Genomic DNA, 15,804 nt, shown 5'->3' on the forward strand with positions numbered 1-15,804 from the left:
GAACGAGAAAGATTAAGAGAAAGAGAACGATTCCAATCCTCCTACTCCGACCTACTCGCTACTTCCCACGCCCCCCCCCGTCATGCTCGACACCCTCCTTGAAAAAAACCTTCTCCCTGACTGGCTGCTGCGCATTGGCATCCGCCGCCTGCTGGCTCAACGCATCGCCGACGAGTCGCCCCGCTACAACGCCGATGCCTACGTCGCCGACCTGAAAACCCGCGCCTTGGCCGAGCAAACCGCCGCCGCCAATGAGCAACACTACGAGGTACCCACCGACTTCTACCGCTACTGCCTGGGCCCGCGTTTCAAGTACTCCGGTTGCCTTTACCCGACCGGCAAGGAGACACTTGCCGAAGCCGAGGAGCTCATGCTCGCCGTTTACGCCGAACGCGCCCAACTCACCGACGGCCAAGACATCCTCGAACTCGGCTGTGGCTGGGGTTCGCTTTGCCTCTACAACGCGCAAAAATTTCCCCGCTCGCGCATCACCGCGATCTCCAATTCGCGCACCCAAAAGGAGCACATCGACGCCGAGGCGCGCCACCGCGGGCTGACCAACCTCACGATCATCACCTGCGATATTAACCGCTTCGATATCGCCCCCGCGTCGTTCGACCGCGTGGTGTCGGTGGAGATGTTCGAGCACCTCAAAAATTACGAGCTGCTCTTTAAAAACATCGCGCGGTGGTTGCGCCCCGGCGGACTGCTTTTCACCCACATTTTCACCCACCACCGCTTCAGTTACCACTTTGTGTCCACGGGTCCGAGCGATTGGATGAGCCGCTACTTTTTCACTGGCGGACAAATGCCCGCCCACGACCTGCTGCCGCGCTTCAACGCCGACCTGGCGCTGGTGCAAGACTGGCAGGTCAACGGCCGCCACTACCAGCAAACCGCCGAGCACTGGCTGCAAAACATGGACGCCCACCGCGCCGAGATCATGCCGCTTTTGGCGCAAACCTACGGGCCCGAGCAAGCGACCAAGTGGTGGGCGTACTGGCGCGTGTTTTACCTGAGTTGCGCAGAACTCTGGGGCTACCGGGGCGGCGAGGAATGGCTGGTGAGCCACTATTTATTTCGCAGGTCCTGAGCCCTGCCCGGACCGCCTATGTGTGCAACAGTTTTTTGGGGGGGGTAATGCCCTCGCAGCGCCGATTCATAGCGGGAAGTTTACCGAGGTAAGTGCGCGGAGCGCGCGACGGTCATGATTTTCGGACATGTGGGCGATAAAGTCGGAGGTATAAAGGTGGCGTTTTTTAGTTCGTTGACCGCGCCAGTGCATGAACAGGCTGTTGGCCCAGCGGTTGAACATGCCGTGGATGCGCACCGCGTTCGGGCGGCGTAATCGGCAGCGATCATCCTGGCGCGAGGCGTCGAGGCGGGCATGCAAACCGGTCTCGATTCCCCAGTGCGCAATGTTGACCTCCAGCCATTGGGCGGGAGTCAACTCGGCGGCGGGGCGACTGGTGATCAGCGCCACGGTCTCGGTGGGCTTGCCGTGGCGTTTTCGGCAGATTCTCGCGGCTTGCGCCACCAGGGGGAAGCAGGCGCTTTCCGCGCTCAACTCGCGCGCCACCAGGGTGCGCGTCACGGGGTGCTTCTTTTCCTGGGTGGTACGTTGCTCGGCAGCGGGATCTTTTAACGGGTCAAAAAAGGGGCGCCCGGATCGGGCACTTGCGCTGCTACGATTTTCTGCAAGCCGGGCTGATTGCCTTTGACGGTGAACAGGTAGTCGCCGCCATGCTCCAGTACGATCGCCCGCGCGGTGTCCGCCTGGGTATGCAGGGCATCAAGGCTCACGAGTTTATCGACCAAATCGAGTCTCTCACACAGGGCGCGGGCGGCGGGAATCTCGTTACTTTTTTCGGCGACGACCTCGCTGCCGAGATAAAACAAGCTCGGCGAGGTAACCGCGGTCACGACGTTTTGTCCGCCGCTGTGCTTGGGGACTTTGCCGTCGATGACCACGATCTCGGTGGCGGGAGGCTCGCCTCGCACCTGGCGTTGGTGGGCGAGTAAAACCTCCTCGATGCGCGCGGCCTGAACGCGGGCGAACAGCCGACTAAAGGTGGGCTGGCTGGGAGCGCCGTATTTGCCGCGGCGGCGGATCACCCCGAGGGCTTGGCGTTGGACCGGGGAGAGCCGGCGGGCGAAAGCGGCCAGGTCACGTTGGCCGCGGGGTGCTCCGGCCAGATAGGCCGCCGCCGTGATCGCCAGCAGCGCGTGCAAGGGATAGGCCCCGATGTAGGCGCGGTATTCAGGCACTTGCCGGAAGGCCTCCGCCAGGCTGATTAAATCGGGGGCCTTCAGGGTACTTCGCACCGGAACTTTCGCCTCCACCGCAGCCAGCGAGGGTTTGATCTGCCCTGCCTGAAGAGCTCTCCGGGCCCGGGGCTCCAGCTCGCGCACAAACAAGCGCTTGGGCTTGGCGTGGTGCTCGTAGTAATCGCGCGACTTACGCGTGTTGCCCTTGGTCAGGCCCAACTCGGTCCACCCGGATGCCTTGTATACACTTCCCGTAAAACGCTCGGGGTCGACGAAGGTTTCCACGACGAGCACGGGGTGCTCGTAACGCGACTGCCAGTCGGCACTGAGCCGGCCGAGCACCCGGCTCAAAACCGCCGAGCCCAAGTTGGGCACCGCCGGCTTGGGCAGCAGCAGGAACCGCACGTTGTTGACCACCAGCGCCAATCGGCGTCGGCGCTGTTCGCCACTCCAGCCAATCCACGCCTCCCGGCCGCGCAGGTGCAGCGCCGCCGCCGCAAACACCAGCACCGCCACCCAGGTGCCCTGCGCATCGCTCACCGCGTACAGCAGCCGCTCGCCCACCGGTTTCACCGCGCCCAGATAGTGATGCTCCTCAAGCAGCCCCTGCGCTCGGGCGTTTAACTCGGGGCTGTCTAGCACCTGCACCTGCAAGTGGCGCAGCGAAATCACCTCCCCTTGGGGGTTCGACGGGTTCGTTTCGGCCGGCATCATTCACCCAGCCAAAATGAATTCCTGGGGCTTGTCCCGCTTATTCCGCTCCTTTGTTAGTATTCAGGTGTTTAGCTGTTCAATGAATCGGCGGTGTACTAACAAGGAAGGCGCTACGGGGCGCGAACTTCAGAAGCGTCGCCGAACTTAGTCAGGCCATTGACGCTTTCGTCGCCGCCTACCTGCCCAATGCCAAGCCGTTCAAGTGGCGCAAGCGCGAGGTCAAGGGAAGCCAACTCAGAAATACTATCATTAATCTACGCAATTAAGCACTAGCTCCATCCGCACTTTGTCGCGTAACTTGGCCAGACTTTTCGCACTGGGTTCCACGTGCGGATACCTTCGTTTGCTCTTCATGCCTTGCCGCCATGCGACGGAAAAACCGAGGAACTCAAAGCCTTCCTTTCGTGTATCCACCAGTCGGGTTTTCTCTTCGTTGAGCTTTAACTTACGTGCCTCCAGCCACCGTTTCAGTCGCGTTTGCAGCCCCGCCCCTTGACCCGGTTTGCACAGGATCAGGAGGTCGTCGGCGTAACGCACCATCGTCGGCTTTTGTTCGCACTTCTCATTCACCGCATGATCGAGGTCGTTGAGGTAGAGGTTCGCCAGCAGAGGCGATATAACTCCGCCTTGTGGCGTGCCACACCGGTTCGCGCTCACCTTGCGGCACCCCGTGTCCCGGTCCTCTTCCACGATGGGTGCGCGCAGCCACGTTTTTATTAAACGCAACACGCTCCCATCGCTCACCCGTTTGGCCACCAATTGCAGGAGTTCGCGGTGCGGGATCATATCGAAGTAGCTCGATAAATCCGCGTCCACCACCTCCACCTTTCCGCTCAGCAGGGCCTCTTTAACTTTGTCCATCGCCTGATGGGTCCGACGTTTCGGCCGGTAGGCGTAGGAATGGTCATGGAAGTCCGCCTCTAGGATTGGCTGCAACACGATCACCGCCGCGCTTTGCACCACCCGGTCTTTCACCGTAGGGATGCCCAGCGCACGACGTTTGGTCCTGGCCTGATCCTTCCATATATAGACGCGCAGGACCGGACTGGGTCGGTAGGTTTTCGTTCGCATTTCCTCCGCCAGCGCAAGCAGCCATGCCGCCCGATAGGCTTCGTTCTTTGCGAGCGTTTCCACCTCGAACCCGTCCACTCCCGGCACGCCGTCATTGGCGATCACCTGATCGAGCGCATCCGACAGAATGTCCTGCCGATACAGCTCTCCATACAAACTATAGAACCGCCAATGCGGCTCCGCTTTTGCTTTCCGATATAGCACACGTTGCAGCTTCCGAACCTTCGGTGACGTTTTTATCCAGAGTTCATCACCCCAGCCATCGTCGGGTCCTTTGCCGCTCTGTGATGCGTGGGAACAAGTGCCCTCCCTTCGCTCCCCGGCGGTTTTAATGTCCGCTAGATCATCACTACTATGGAGGTCTCCGACTCCTGCCACGGCCCGTCCGGCCTTACGAGGTTTTGCCGCGCTTGTGCCGGTGGTTGAGGCATCGCAAGACGCCCCACCGCCGCAGGTCTCACCACTTAACCTAACGACCTTTCCCACCCCGCCGCCCCCGCTGACTCCGCCGACGTGTTGATCGGAAATCAACGATTTAGGTCCTACGTCTTTGCGAGACTGCCTTTTCCGATCCTTGCAGTCTTCACCGTTCAGGTAGCGGCTGGACTCGTCGGTTGTTTCGGTAACGGAGCTCATTGGATGGGGTTCACCTTCGTTGCGGCTGACTGGTTCGGGCACACGGTCGTGCTTTCCGGCGAGGCCTCGCGGCCTGCATCCGTGACCGGGCCCTTCGACCGCGAATCATTAAATTCGGCCGAACAGACTTTCACTGTTATGGTTGTTAGTTTCATGGTCGCACACCCAAATACCGAAGTGTGAGCGGCGGCGCGAACACCGTCTATTTCTGGCGGTTACAAAATCACCTGTCGTAAAAGCCGATGACCGGCCCCGCCAGGGGCCGATCATCAGGCCCGGTCAGCTTGCAGGTTCGTCGGCCAGGCGGTCTTTCATGCGGTAGGATTTGCCCTCGATGACGACGGTCTGAGCGCGGTGCAGCAGGCGGTCCAGGATCGCCGCGGTGATGCCAGCGTCGTTGTTAAAGATCCCTGCCCAGTGTTTGTAGGCCTTGTTGGTGGTGACGATCAGCGAGCCGCGTTCGTAGCGTTGGCTGACGATCTGGAAGAGCAGGTCGGCCCCCGACTTGTCGAGCGGCAGGTAGCCGACCTCATCGAGCACGAGCACCGCAGGGGTCATGTAACGCTTCAACTCGGCTTGCAACCGGTGCAGGGACTGGGCGGTGACCAAAGCGTTGATCGCGTCCACCGCCGTCGTAAACAGCACCGTGTAACCCGCCTGGCAGGCCGCGTAGCCCAACGCGCTCGCGAGATGTGTCTTCCCAAGCCCCACACCACCGCAAAACACCGCGTTGGTGCGCTCCTTGACAAAGCCCAGTTCGAAGAGGTGCCGCACCTGCGCTTCGTTCAACTCCTTGGGCCAGTCCCACTGGAACTGGTCGACGGTTTTCTTGACCGGGAAGCGCGCCGCCTGGATACGCCGCTCCAGCGCCCGGATCTGGCGGTCCTGGGTCTCGGCCTGCACCAGTCGGCGTAAAAATTCGGCGTGCGAACAGCGCGCCTTGGCCGCCTCGGCGGTCAGTTCGCCGTGGTGACGCAACAGGTAACCGAGTTTCAGATACTTGAGCTGGTCTTTTAATAAATCGGGTTTTTCGGGTTCTGTTTTCATTGGGTATAGGGGCTTAAATCCGGGGGACGCAGTTCGAGTTCCAGTGCGGCCAACGCGTCGGCGCGGGTGAGGTGGATCGGCCCGGCTTGCGGCAAGGCCCGCGCGCGTTGTTCGAGCAAGTTGAGGATGTAATCGCTGGAGTAGGCGCCGAGTTCATGGGCGCTTTCGATCGCCCGGCCGACTGCCTCCGTTCCATACAGGGCCACCAAACCCACGATAGTCGCCAGGTGGTGTCCCGCGTTGAGCCGGCGCTCCTCCAGCCCCCGTTGGTAGGCGGGTGCCGCCGGGCTCAGTTCCAAAAACCGTAGCCGCAGGCGCTGCCGCGCCCCCTGCCGTTTGCGCTCCTCGAGTTCGCGCACATGCTCGGGGTTTTCCACATCGGCGCGGCGGGCAAAACTGCGGGCATGCTCGGCCACCAGGGTGCGGTCCGCATAAAACCTCACCTGCGCCCCCTCGATCTGCGCGGTGAGTAGCGCCCCGGCAAACTTCGTGGGCACCGAGTAGCGGTTCGTTTCGATACTCACCCGGCACCGCCGCGACGCCCGCACGCTTAAGGTGCGCACCGCCGGACTGGCCACCGGGTTAAGCGGCAGGAGCGCAGCGCGCTCCTCGGGCAGCCGGTCCACCGGCCGGCCCTGGGTTTCAGCGTGAACGCGCACGTTGGCCACCGTTTCCAGCCACAAGCTGGCGGCCGGCCCCAGCTCGGTAAACCCGTTCATCTGCCGCCCGCCAAGGAAGCTTTTTTTCACGTAACCCACCGCGTTTTCCACCATGCCCTTGGACTGCGGATGCCCCGGCCCGCACGCTTTTATCGTAAACCCGTAGTGCCGGGCAAAGTCCAGGTACTGGGCGTTGTACACCGGGTCGGTCCCGGGCACATGCGAGAGGACGGCCGTCTTGCAGTTGTCCACCATCACCTCGCGCGGCACCCCGCCGAGTTTTTCAAAGGCGCGCCGGTGACAGCCCAGCCACCACTCCTGGCCCTGCCCGAGGGTAAATTCCACATGCAGGAACCGGCTGTACCCCAAAACCATGACGAAAAAACTTAAAGCCCGCCGGGTGCCGTCCACCTCCACCGCGCCAAAACTGCCCCAGTCCACCTGCGCGGTCTGGCCGGGGGCAAACTTGAGGGTAAGAAACGCCTCCAGGTTCCTCGGCCGCACCCGCCGCACGTAGTCTTTCAAAATTGAATACCCGCCCGTGTACCCCCGCTCGCGCACCTTTTGCCAGAGCTGCATGGCGGTGAACGGATGGGCCTCCAGCCACCGCGCGATCGCCGGCTTGTGCACGTCGAGCTTGCTTGGCCTAGGCACCTGCGCGGCCTGGCTGCGCACGTACTTTTCCTGCGCCTGCCAGCGCCTCACCGTCTGCACGTGCAACTGGAGCGAGCGGGCGATTTGCGGCGCACTGTGACCGGCCGCCTCCGCCTGTTTTATCCGGCAATACAGTTCGTAATCGATCACGCGCCCACCTCCCGGCTCGGCGGCGGCGTTGCCGCCAGCGTGTGCGTTGGCCTGCCCCGGTCCAAGGAGAGCACCTGGTAAAGTGGCGCGGCGTAGGCGATCACCCCGGCCTCGATTAACTGCCGGCGCGCCTCGACCAGGCCGTCCTCGCTGAGCGTGAGCAGCCGGGCCAGGGTGCGCGTGGCGTAGTAACTCAGCCCGTCGGCGTCGCCCACGGTGACCAGGACCAGATAGAGGCCCCAGGCGGGGGCACTGGCCCGCCCCAGGTAATTGCCCCGCACCAGCCGGTGGTCCAGCCAGCTAAACTGGGCCGGCGTGCGCCGGAGTTGTTCGCGATCGATCGGTTGTTTTTGCATAATCGGGCGGCTGGACGTCGATGCCCAGGATCACCCGCCCCCGGGATTGCAGGTGTCGCAGCATGGGTTCGAGGTCCTCTTGTAACGTCACTCCGGCGAACTGCGCGATAAGCCCCACGAGCACAGGGTTTTGCGACTCCCATCTGTCTTGTAACGGCACGCAGGGATTCGGTAACGCCACCTCGGCGACCGGCTCGGCTTTAGGCTGGTGCACAACGGATTGCGTAGTTGGGATGTCTTGTAACGCCACCCGCCGTCGCGGCCCCCTCCGCCTTGAGTACCCCGGATTGGCCTTCCGCCACTCCTGCACCCGTTGGACATTTTCTGGGCCTTTCCAGTGGTCGAGGTTCTCCGGCTTCGCCAACCATTTGGCCTGACTGGCCGCCCGGCTCGCCCGTCGGCATCCCGGCTTCCCGCAGTAGCGCTGACGCTCGCGGTTATGCGCGTCGGGCAGAAAGAAATCGACACAGTGCAAACACTTGCGTGAACCGGTTGGATGCATCGCTGTGCATCCGCCAAGCGTCCCGCCGGTTCAATCTCCACCCATTCGCACCCCTCATATCCCCAGCCGGACAGGGAAGAAAACCCACCCACGGAAGAAGAGTATTACTCTTTTTAAGGGGAAGAAGATCCACCGAAGAAGAAGTGCATTCCTAACCGCCAGAAATAGACGCTTTCCCGCTCGCCGCTCACACTCAATCGCGCGGCGCGGCCAAGAGACGCTTCGAACTGCAATAAAGCCGAACGGAAGGGCGGCCAGCAGCTCAAGTGGCCACATTTTCAGATAAAGATAAAACCAAAGGGATATCATGTTCATTTTTTGCCGAACTTTAATGCTCATCGATGAACGCGCTTGGCGCGGTTCATGCGGCTCGAAGCATGAACCGTGACAAGCGTGGTTATTCGCTGTAGCGCCTGGTTCGGCTGCATTGGATTCTGATTTATTGCGTGAAGTATAGGTGAAGCCTACTTGGTTTTCGGTTCTGAGTTCCGAATATTTACTTCAAACACCTATATGGAATCATAATCGAGTCCTTATACTCTCAAGTAACCAAACCGAGTCTTTAACGCAAAGTCGCAGAGGCGCAAAGAAAGTACTCTCTCAAAACGAGTTATCTCATACTTCGCGCCTTAGCGTCCTTGCGTTAAAAGGCCTGAATAGCTGTGTAATGGGTATCACTCACCATACATTCCGTTTACTTTGGCAAACAAAGCAGTACCAATACCAACAACACCGAAGGAAGAAACTAAGCGCCAGAGTGCGTCTTGCTTGGCAAAATCCCAGATAGCCAAAATACAAACAACAACGCTTGCCACGATACAGAACGAAATAATAATGAATGAAATTGATTTAATGACTTGTGGCGGAAAATAGCCGCGCGGTTTTTTTGTCGTAACTTCGATTTCTGGATTATTAGTGTCGTTCATGGTTTTCGGTGATATTGGATTTTTTGATGCGAAGACAAAATATAAAAGGAATGAAAATCCTATTATCGTAAAGATTAACATTTGATTGAAAATTGATGGGTGTTCCTGCCGCCTACAAGGATGCCGGTCGTATTCAGGGAGGATCGTTTGGTTGTTCGCATATGTGGGATAATCAACCGGTGGTGTTGCAGTTGGGTTAAGTGTATATAGTTTATAAATTAGAGCGCTCTGCGGGTTCTTCACGGAATGCTGTGGGTAGGTTCAGGCAAAATACATCGGATGCTATTAATGGATAATAAGTTAATCGATAAATTACCAGCGCGATGGGCATTTCACCGGATTCTCGCTTAATTACCTACTTAAAAGCGGTTTGGGGTATTTACGATTGGATTTACCCACAGCAAAACGGGAAGAACCGCTCTGCGGCGTAACAGGTGCCGGGTAGTCACCTAAACCGCATCAAATTCGGTTCTTTATAAGTAAAAATACAACTAATCCACGGTAATACTGCTGGTTTTTTCCAAGAAAAACTGTCGTACCTTTACCCGATTGGTGGGTGTCATTCCTTGCCAAATGTTAACCAAGGTGCCTTCAGGAATTCCTCGCTTGAACGGCGAAGTGTCCGGTAAGTCACTGGTTGAAAACGGCGAGGTGTTGCTGATCCCAACGTTTCCCGTTTCATCAATGAATGTATTGCCACTTTTGGACGGCAGCTCAACCCAGAGTTTCTGGCCGGCGGTATTGGTATTGTTGACGATCAACTGGTACTTAGACTGAATCACTCGTACCACGACCAAGCGCGATGCGTTGGTACGGCCACGGTTCATTTCATTCCAGAGGTCGCGGTTGGTTGTATTTAGGTTCCATTTATTATTTGGAATCTCGACTTTGGGGTTTTCCCAGGTGGTCGACCAAAAGGAATCAAAAAGGTCACCGTCGGTCACAAGGCCAGCAGGCATGGGAAATGTCAGATCGAGGTGCGAAGGAACCATCAATGAGACCACCAGATAGCGTTGCTTGAAGGGTTCATTCGTTTCACCAACCAGGATCAAGCGCTTGGTGCGGCGTTTGTTAAAAAACAGATCCGAAATGCCCCCGTGGCTTTGGTGATTTAACTCGTCGGTGTCAGCGGGAGCGCGATCGCGGATGCGCGCCAATTTGAGGAGGGGGTCTTCTTGGTTTTGGTTCTTTTCCCATTTTTTCTTCTTAAGGTCGCCAAATGTGTGCTCCTTCTTTGCTCCTGCGATACCGTAACCGCCGTTGAATTGAGCGATGTTGTAATCGGGATCAGGTATACTCCACGACGTGCGGATCTCGTTGGCCAGCGCTTCGCAGGCGGCCCGCTCTTCGTCGAGGTCACGGCTTTCGATCAAGGCCATGATGCTCGGTGCCGTCACCGAGAGTAAAATCCCCGCAATGGTGAGAGTACCCATCATGGAGATGAGCATGAAGCCAAAGGGGCGGCGGCGGGAAAACTGCTTCCGGGGTTTCATGGGGGGGGGCGGGCCTAGCGGGCAGAACTCTGCGCATTGATCAGCGCGATAATGGGCAGGATGATCGAGAGTGCGGCCAAGAGGACGAAGCCGCCCAGCAACACCACCATGAGCGGCTCGATCGCCGCCACCATGATAGCGATGCGATTTTTTGACTCGCGCACGTAGTGGCGGGCCAGTTTTTCGAAAACGCCAGCCAGGTCGTCGGCTCCCATCGCTACGCCGGTACGAAACTCCTCGGGAAAGGTTTTTTCCGCGAGGAAGGCGTCGGCGATAAGGTTGTTGTTGAGGATGCTCAGGCGCACGCGCGCCACGGCGCGTTCGTAGCCGGGATGACCGACCACCGCGCCGGTCATTTCCAAGGTTTCTACGGTTTTGATGCCAGAGCGGGCCAGTGTTGCATACGTCTCGCAGAAACGTGCCAGCGCGCTGGCACTGAGCGCCGGGCCGACCACCGGCAGCTTGGCGCCGAGCTCGAAGAGCCACAACCTCACGCGCGCGATCTGCATGAGTTGCCAGGCCGCTATCGGCAGCCCGATCACGCCGCCGACGCACAGCCAGGGGTTCCCCACAACAAAATCCGAAATGCCGAAAAACACTTGGGATAACAGCGAGAGGTCTTCCATAGGGATCATCTCGGTGATGAACTTCTTAAACTTGGGCAGCGTATTGCCGAAGATCACTGCCGCTGCGACCACAAAGGCTACCATGCTTACGCCTGGCATCAGGAGTGCCTTTTTCACATCTCCCTGCAGCTCTGCAAGCCGGTGGTAGTAGGCCGTCACCCGCTGTAACCCCAGCCGCAAGTCACCCTGTTGTTCGTGGTTTCGCAGGATGTAGATCATCGACGGGGAAAACACCCGGGGGAACCGGGCGAAGGCCTCTGATATCTTGCCGTTGCGCTCCACTTCACGTGTGGCGCTACCGAGGAACTTGCGCAACTGGGGGTTGCTGGTGCGGCTAAACGCCGAACGCAGCGATACATCGACCTTGGCGCCTACCTCGAGCATCAGGGTGAGGCCTTCCAGGCAGATGAGCAGGGATTTAATGTTGATCTTAAGTCGTTTGTCGGCGCGGTCGTCCGCACCGGCGTAGACGAGTTCGATTAACATGCCGCCCTTGCCTTCGATTTTCTCGATGGCCGATACCTCGTCCTCCGCCTCGATGAGCTGGCGGCGCTCGAAACCCAAGTGGCTGACATAGTGCGCTTTGAAGGTGATCATGACGAGTGGGTGTTCACTTGCGGACGGTACGCACGGTCACGGGGCGACCTTCCGGCACGGCCAGTTTGAAGGGGCCGTATTGCAGCACGACCTCGCTGGAGCGAATCATCACGATGGCGAACGGCTCGAACTCCGTGCCGCCGACTTGCACGAACTGGCCGTTGATCAAGGCATGCGCTTCATTGGCGATCAGCACCGACTGCAACTCGAAGGTGCGCAGCTCATAGGTGAGCTCGGGCTCGATGCGCACCTCCCACGGATTGACCCGCATGGCCTCCGTCAGCACAAACGGGAGTTCGCACGTCACCGTGCCGCCAGCATCGGGCACGAGGGTTCCAGGAGGGCGGGGTTGCTCCTGCCAGAGGGGAGGCGCTAGGGGCGCTGTCGATGGCAGTGACTGCACCTCGGTGCGCGCCAAAGGGGGTAGGTTAACGAAATCCAACAGTTTGGCTGCCGGCGTCGGCGGGGCTGCGGGGACAGCCGTCCGGCTGCTCTTATCGAGAATATCTTTCACCGCATGGACAAGGTCGTGTTCATCGGAGGCGACTGCGCACGGCGTGCCCATTGTCTGGAAAAACGCAGCTATCGCTAGCCAAGTCGCTCGTTGACTTGAAATAAACCGCAGCGGGGATGCTGTCTGGACCGATTTCAATGGGCTTACTTGCGTGAGGCGGCGGGAGCAACTGCGGCCGGTGCGGGAGCCTGCCGGGCGGGAGCATCCTGGATCGTCTCTTGGGTTTTCTTCAGATCGACAACTACCAGGTCGATGATCTGGCGGAGCTGGCCCAGCTTGAGGCGCGCCTCCTCACTTTGCACACTGAGCGTACCGATCTGGGTCTGTAGGCGGAGGATTTCGTTGAGGGAAATCGCCTTCTGCTGCGTCAGCAGCTCGTTCTCCTGGCGCAGGCGCTGAAGATCGCGCACCTGCTCGAAGCGAGCTTTGAGTTCCACCGATTTGACCGCGTCGTTGCTGATGATCGCGGCGAAGGGCGGGTTGCCCCGACGCATGAGCACATCTTCAGCGGCGGCTCGCACCGCCGCGCGCGTTTCCGCATCGGCCTCGGATAGATCGAGCTCCGTTTCGCTCCGGGTGCGGGTGGCCCCGGACGAAAGCGGCTCGACCGCAGCGAGTCCGGTGGTTTGCGCAGGCAGGCCGGTCACACCAAGCAGAAAAAAAATAACAGGTAAACTAAATGAGGATTTCACGGTGTTCGATCAGTGGTTGAGGTTGAAAAGTCTTGGCCGAAACGGACCCGAAGTTCATCGAAACTTCGTTCCGGATAGGCCTCGTCGGTCTTGAGGCGCACGGCAACTACCCCGCAGCCGGGGCGCACCGCCTCCAGGCGTTCGAGCGCGGTCACGATATCCGGCCAGGCGGCCACCGGCAGGAAGGCTCCCCGCAGCTCCAGCAGGCTTTCGCCGCGCCCCTCAGGGAGCTTGGCGGCGGAGCTTGCCGGCTCCACTTTCCAGGCCGCACCCAGCGCGGTCCTCACTGCGTCAGTTACCTCCACTTTGACCCGCTGCGCGTTGAGCGCGCCCAGCTCCTTGCCGCGTTTTTCAATCTGGCGGGCGTCGATGCCCTGGCTCACCTGGGCCAGCTCGCCTTGCAGGTTGTTGATCTCCTGCGCCCAGCGTTGCTGCTCCTGCTCCAAGGTGGTGCGCAGGTGCAGCCCGTACCAGCCCAAGCCAGCCGCCGCCAGCCCGCCTGCCACCATCAAGGCCAGTTTCCAAGGCGTATAGGTGACCGCTTCGCTCACGTTTTTTTCCTTTCGACGAGACTGGCGGAAAAGGGGAGGCGATCACCCCGGCGGGTTTTTGGCTCGGCCACGGGGGCCCCTGAGGGTTGGGGCGCTGATGCAGCGGAAGGCGGCGGCGCGGGCAGGTCGAGTTGCACATCGTGCAACGCGAGCGCCTCTAGGCTGGTCTTGAGTTGCCTGGGCGACCCGTTGCTGCCGACTTGCAGGCACGTGCCCCGCACCTCCCCGTCCGCCGTCACGTCCAACTGCGTTAAGGTGAACTCCAGCGGCAGCTTTTGGCCAAGGTTTTTTAAAAGCGCGATGGCAAGTCGATGCGATGACACAAAGCGGTCCGCCAGCGCCAGGTTCGACTCGATCCGCTTCGATTTTTCGCCGAGCTGGCGAAAGTTAGCGATCTCCTCGTTGAGGCGGTTGAGTTCGGTTTGCGACTGCGTGTTGAGCAGGGTGATCGCGCCCAGGGTGCTCCACACCAGCCAGCCCGCCGCCAGGCAGGCCACCACGCTTGCGCCCGCCACTGGGGCGAACAGATCGTCCACATTGAAGGCACGGGGGAATCCGGCCATAAGATTGGCCGGATCGGCGGGCCCCTGTTTCCACACCTGGGTGGCAAAGGTCGGCCAACTCATGAAGCTCGCTTGGGTCGTCACCTGCTTCACCCCCATCGGCTCCGGGATCATGCGCTTCCAGAAATTGACCAGGCCATCGAGCTCCGGGTAGGGCTCGGCCCAAGTGGGCAGCAAGGCGATGTCGGCCGGGGTGCCCACAATGAGCCAAGACGGAGCCTGGGAGGGTACCGAGGAGCTGTTGGCCACCAAGTCTTGGTACAGGCTGGTCAAGTTTTGGGGCAAGCTCACGTCGTAGCCCCGATAACTGGAGGCGATCCCGGCTTGGCTGCGACCAGGGCAGAACCCGATGTAGTCGGCGGTGACGAAGAGCAGATGATCGAGCGGGCTGGCAATGAGCCGGGCCGCGATCGCTGGAGCCGGCCAAGCGGCGCGCAGCCGCACACCACAGCCTTCGACTTTTGCCAAAAAGGGCTTGAACGTCGGCACCGACTCCAGGTGTAGCCAACTCTCCACCTTTTTGGCACCTTGTTTGCGATGTTCCAAGCCCCAGGCGGGACCTTCTTCCAGTGAGGGAAAGTCCCTCCGGATGGCGCTAAGACGCACGAAATTGCGCCGCGACACCCGGGGCGGGACCTTGACTTGTTCATGCCCCATTCCATCCGGCTCCCAGATCGTCACCACGGCTTTGCCCGCCCACCCATCGAGGAGATGCTCATCGAGCGTCTCCGGCACCGGTTGATCGGCAGCGCGCGGTCGCGCGGCCTCGGTGCCTTCGAACTCCAGCCGCGACAAGCCCTCCGCAACCACGGCGTAGAGATGACGGCCGAATTTCAGCAGGACCGGAGGAGGTGTCGGGTTTTTAGCCACGGTTTTTAAGGCGCGAGCCAACGCTTAGAAGTTCGCGAGGTAGACATACACGGTTGTCGTCACGGCGTTACCTCGATAAATCACCGGACCCAAGGTTTGATTTTGATTATTAAACGCTCGGCCGTTCATCAGTGAAGGTGAATTTAGTTTTCGCGCTAAATCATAGGCAACTGTTAAGGGAACTCCTTCTAAAATCAGGAAAGCACATCGACCGGCTGGTAGCAAGTTCACCCCATCAAGCCGAAAGTTGATCCCACCAGCGGTGTTGACTGTTGTAGCGAGGTTGAATTCTGCTGCCGTGACGTTCGCACATTCTATGCGACTGCTGTCGCCGAAACCGTCCGTTTTAGTGTAGTTTCCGGCGGGGAGAATATCTACTTTATATTCTCCTGTTGCGACATCGTAACGCACAGGTGGCCTCACTCGGGTTTTCTCAATAGTTATTCCTAACGGACTTCGATAATAATCGTCCATACGCCTATCTTCATTTTTCATGCTCATAAACACGTTATCTAAACCTAAAAGGGCGTTTAAGTTACTTAGTCTTGCAGCATTATTGGCCCCACCCAAACGCCCATCTAAAAGTCCGTTTGATACTTGATTCATGTTGGTTATCCCCTCGGTCAGTGGCAAAGTGCCGCCCAGTTTAGACGCTGCATCGCCTGCAATATTGGACAAATTCCTGATATCTGCCGCCGCTGAATTTATCCGAGCGTTGGACAAAGCCTTGGAGGTTAATGGTACAAAGACCCCAACCAAGAGGGCGATGATCGTCACCACCACCAAGATTTCGATGAGCGTAAAGGCATGCTTTTTTTTGTTTCTAAATTTAGGTGTTTTCATGAATTGAGCTTTAATGGGAGGTGATTGATTTGAGTAAAGAACGTTGAAAAATAACTGGTTTTTGGTGTTAAA

Annotated in this window: 16 protein-coding genes; 1 reads left to right on the forward strand and 15 read right to left on the reverse strand. The window is 59.1% G+C overall.

Features of this window, described 5'->3' with window-relative positions; translation table 11 throughout:
- Window positions 1–82 precede the first annotated feature (82 nt).
- Complete coding sequence (locus H2170_13805) at window positions 83–1,093, forward strand: class I SAM-dependent methyltransferase (protein ID MCS6301149.1); 1,011 nt, start codon at window positions 83–85, stop codon at window positions 1,091–1,093.
- 66 nt (window positions 1,094–1,159) lie between these two features.
- Here H2170_13805 and H2170_13810 read toward each other — a convergent pair whose 3' ends face one another.
- The 15 genes from H2170_13810 to H2170_13880 all read right to left on the reverse strand — a co-directional run bounded on the left by H2170_13810 (window position 1,160) and on the right by H2170_13880 (window position 15,732).
- Window positions 1,160–1,594: a hypothetical protein gene (locus tag H2170_13810; GenBank protein MCS6301150.1), complete on the reverse strand. Its 435-nt coding sequence runs from the start codon at window positions 1,592–1,594 to the stop codon at window positions 1,160–1,162.
- Between the two features lie 47 nt (window positions 1,595–1,641).
- Window positions 1,642–2,982: an ISAs1 family transposase gene (locus H2170_13815; protein MCS6301151.1), complete on the reverse strand. Its 1,341-nt coding sequence runs from the start codon at window positions 2,980–2,982 to the stop codon at window positions 1,642–1,644.
- A gap of 249 nt (window positions 2,983–3,231) precedes the next feature.
- The gene (ltrA, locus tag H2170_13820) at window positions 3,232–4,209 is read right to left on the reverse strand and encodes a group II intron reverse transcriptase/maturase (GenBank protein ID MCS6301152.1); all 978 of its coding nucleotides are present in this window, start codon (window positions 4,207–4,209) and stop codon (window positions 3,232–3,234) included.
- Window positions 4,210–4,968: 759 nt separating this feature from the next.
- Window positions 4,969–5,736, reverse strand: a complete 768-nt coding sequence (locus tag H2170_13825) for an ATP-binding protein (protein MCS6301153.1) — start codon at window positions 5,734–5,736, stop codon at window positions 4,969–4,971.
- Window positions 5,733–7,199, reverse strand: coding sequence for an IS21 family transposase (locus H2170_13830; protein MCS6301154.1), 1,467 nt, complete (start codon window positions 7,197–7,199; stop codon window positions 5,733–5,735). Before H2170_13830 ends, H2170_13825 begins: the two co-directional genes overlap by 4 nt.
- Complete coding sequence (locus tag H2170_13835; GenBank protein MCS6301155.1) at window positions 7,196–7,555, reverse strand: hypothetical protein; 360 nt, start codon at window positions 7,553–7,555, stop codon at window positions 7,196–7,198. Before H2170_13835 ends, H2170_13830 begins: the two co-directional genes overlap by 4 nt.
- Before the next feature lie 556 nt (window positions 7,556–8,111).
- Window positions 8,112–8,396 (reverse strand): hypothetical protein, encoded by a 285-nt coding sequence (locus tag H2170_13840; GenBank protein ID MCS6301156.1) that lies wholly within the window; start codon window positions 8,394–8,396, stop codon window positions 8,112–8,114.
- 335 nt (window positions 8,397–8,731) lie between these two features.
- Window positions 8,732–8,983 (reverse strand): hypothetical protein, encoded by a 252-nt coding sequence (locus tag H2170_13845; GenBank protein ID MCS6301157.1) that lies wholly within the window; start codon window positions 8,981–8,983, stop codon window positions 8,732–8,734.
- Window positions 8,984–9,474: 491 nt separating this feature from the next.
- Window positions 9,475–10,476, reverse strand: a complete 1,002-nt coding sequence (locus H2170_13850) for a hypothetical protein (protein ID MCS6301158.1) — start codon at window positions 10,474–10,476, stop codon at window positions 9,475–9,477.
- Between the two features lie 14 nt (window positions 10,477–10,490).
- On the reverse strand, window positions 10,491–11,699 hold the full coding sequence (locus tag H2170_13855) for a type II secretion system F family protein (protein MCS6301159.1): 1,209 nt from the start codon (window positions 11,697–11,699) through the stop codon (window positions 10,491–10,493).
- 13 nt (window positions 11,700–11,712) lie between these two features.
- Entirely contained in the window at window positions 11,713–12,264 is a 552-nt protein-coding gene (locus H2170_13860; protein MCS6301160.1) for a hypothetical protein, read from the reverse strand.
- Between the two features lie 92 nt (window positions 12,265–12,356).
- Window positions 12,357–12,905 carry a hypothetical protein gene (locus tag H2170_13865; GenBank protein MCS6301161.1) on the reverse strand — a complete coding sequence of 183 codons (549 nt, stop codon included), beginning with the start codon at window positions 12,903–12,905 and terminating at the stop codon, window positions 12,357–12,359.
- Window positions 12,902–13,456 (reverse strand): hypothetical protein, encoded by a 555-nt coding sequence (locus H2170_13870; GenBank protein MCS6301162.1) that lies wholly within the window; start codon window positions 13,454–13,456, stop codon window positions 12,902–12,904. The genes H2170_13865 and H2170_13870 overlap by 4 nt, the downstream gene beginning before the upstream one ends.
- A complete protein-coding gene (locus tag H2170_13875; protein ID MCS6301163.1) occupies window positions 13,453–14,889 on the reverse strand; it encodes a hypothetical protein in 1,437 nt (478 codons plus the stop codon). The genes H2170_13870 and H2170_13875 overlap by 4 nt, the downstream gene beginning before the upstream one ends.
- A 24-nt stretch (window positions 14,890–14,913) precedes the next feature.
- Window positions 14,914–15,732 carry a prepilin-type N-terminal cleavage/methylation domain-containing protein gene (locus tag H2170_13880; GenBank protein MCS6301164.1) on the reverse strand — a complete coding sequence of 273 codons (819 nt, stop codon included), beginning with the start codon at window positions 15,730–15,732 and terminating at the stop codon, window positions 14,914–14,916.
- Between the last annotated feature and the right edge of the window lie 72 nt (window positions 15,733–15,804).

It is taken from the genome of Opitutus sp., from assembly GCA_024998815.1.
In the GTDB taxonomy this organism is placed as follows: Bacteria; Verrucomicrobiota; Verrucomicrobiia; order Opitutales; family Opitutaceae; genus Rariglobus.

What these genes read in the sequence shown, in the direction of transcription:
- H2170_13805 (MCS6301149.1), top strand. Translation starts at nt 83, where the DNA reads ATGCTCGACACCCTCCTTGAAAAAAACCTTCTCCCTGACTGGCTGCTG.
- H2170_13815 (MCS6301151.1), bottom strand. Translation starts at nt 2,982, where the DNA reads ATGATGCCGGCCGAAACGAACCCGTCGAACCCCCAAGGGGAGGTGATT.
- H2170_13825 (MCS6301153.1), bottom strand. Translation starts at nt 5,736, where the DNA reads ATGAAAACAGAACCCGAAAAACCCGATTTATTAAAAGACCAGCTCAAG.
- H2170_13835 (MCS6301155.1), bottom strand. Translation starts at nt 7,555, where the DNA reads ATGCAAAAACAACCGATCGATCGCGAACAACTCCGGCGCACGCCGGCC.
- H2170_13840 (MCS6301156.1), bottom strand. Translation starts at nt 8,396, where the DNA reads ATGAGCATTAAAGTTCGGCAAAAAATGAACATGATATCCCTTTGGTTT.
- H2170_13845 (MCS6301157.1), bottom strand. Translation starts at nt 8,983, where the DNA reads ATGAACGACACTAATAATCCAGAAATCGAAGTTACGACAAAAAAACCG.
- H2170_13850 (MCS6301158.1), bottom strand. Translation starts at nt 10,476, where the DNA reads ATGAAACCCCGGAAGCAGTTTTCCCGCCGCCGCCCCTTTGGCTTCATG.
- H2170_13855 (MCS6301159.1), bottom strand. Translation starts at nt 11,699, where the DNA reads ATGATCACCTTCAAAGCGCACTATGTCAGCCACTTGGGTTTCGAGCGC.
- H2170_13860 (MCS6301160.1), bottom strand. Translation starts at nt 12,264, where the DNA reads ATGGGCACGCCGTGCGCAGTCGCCTCCGATGAACACGACCTTGTCCAT.
- H2170_13880 (MCS6301164.1), bottom strand. Translation starts at nt 15,732, where the DNA reads ATGAAAACACCTAAATTTAGAAACAAAAAAAAGCATGCCTTTACGCTC.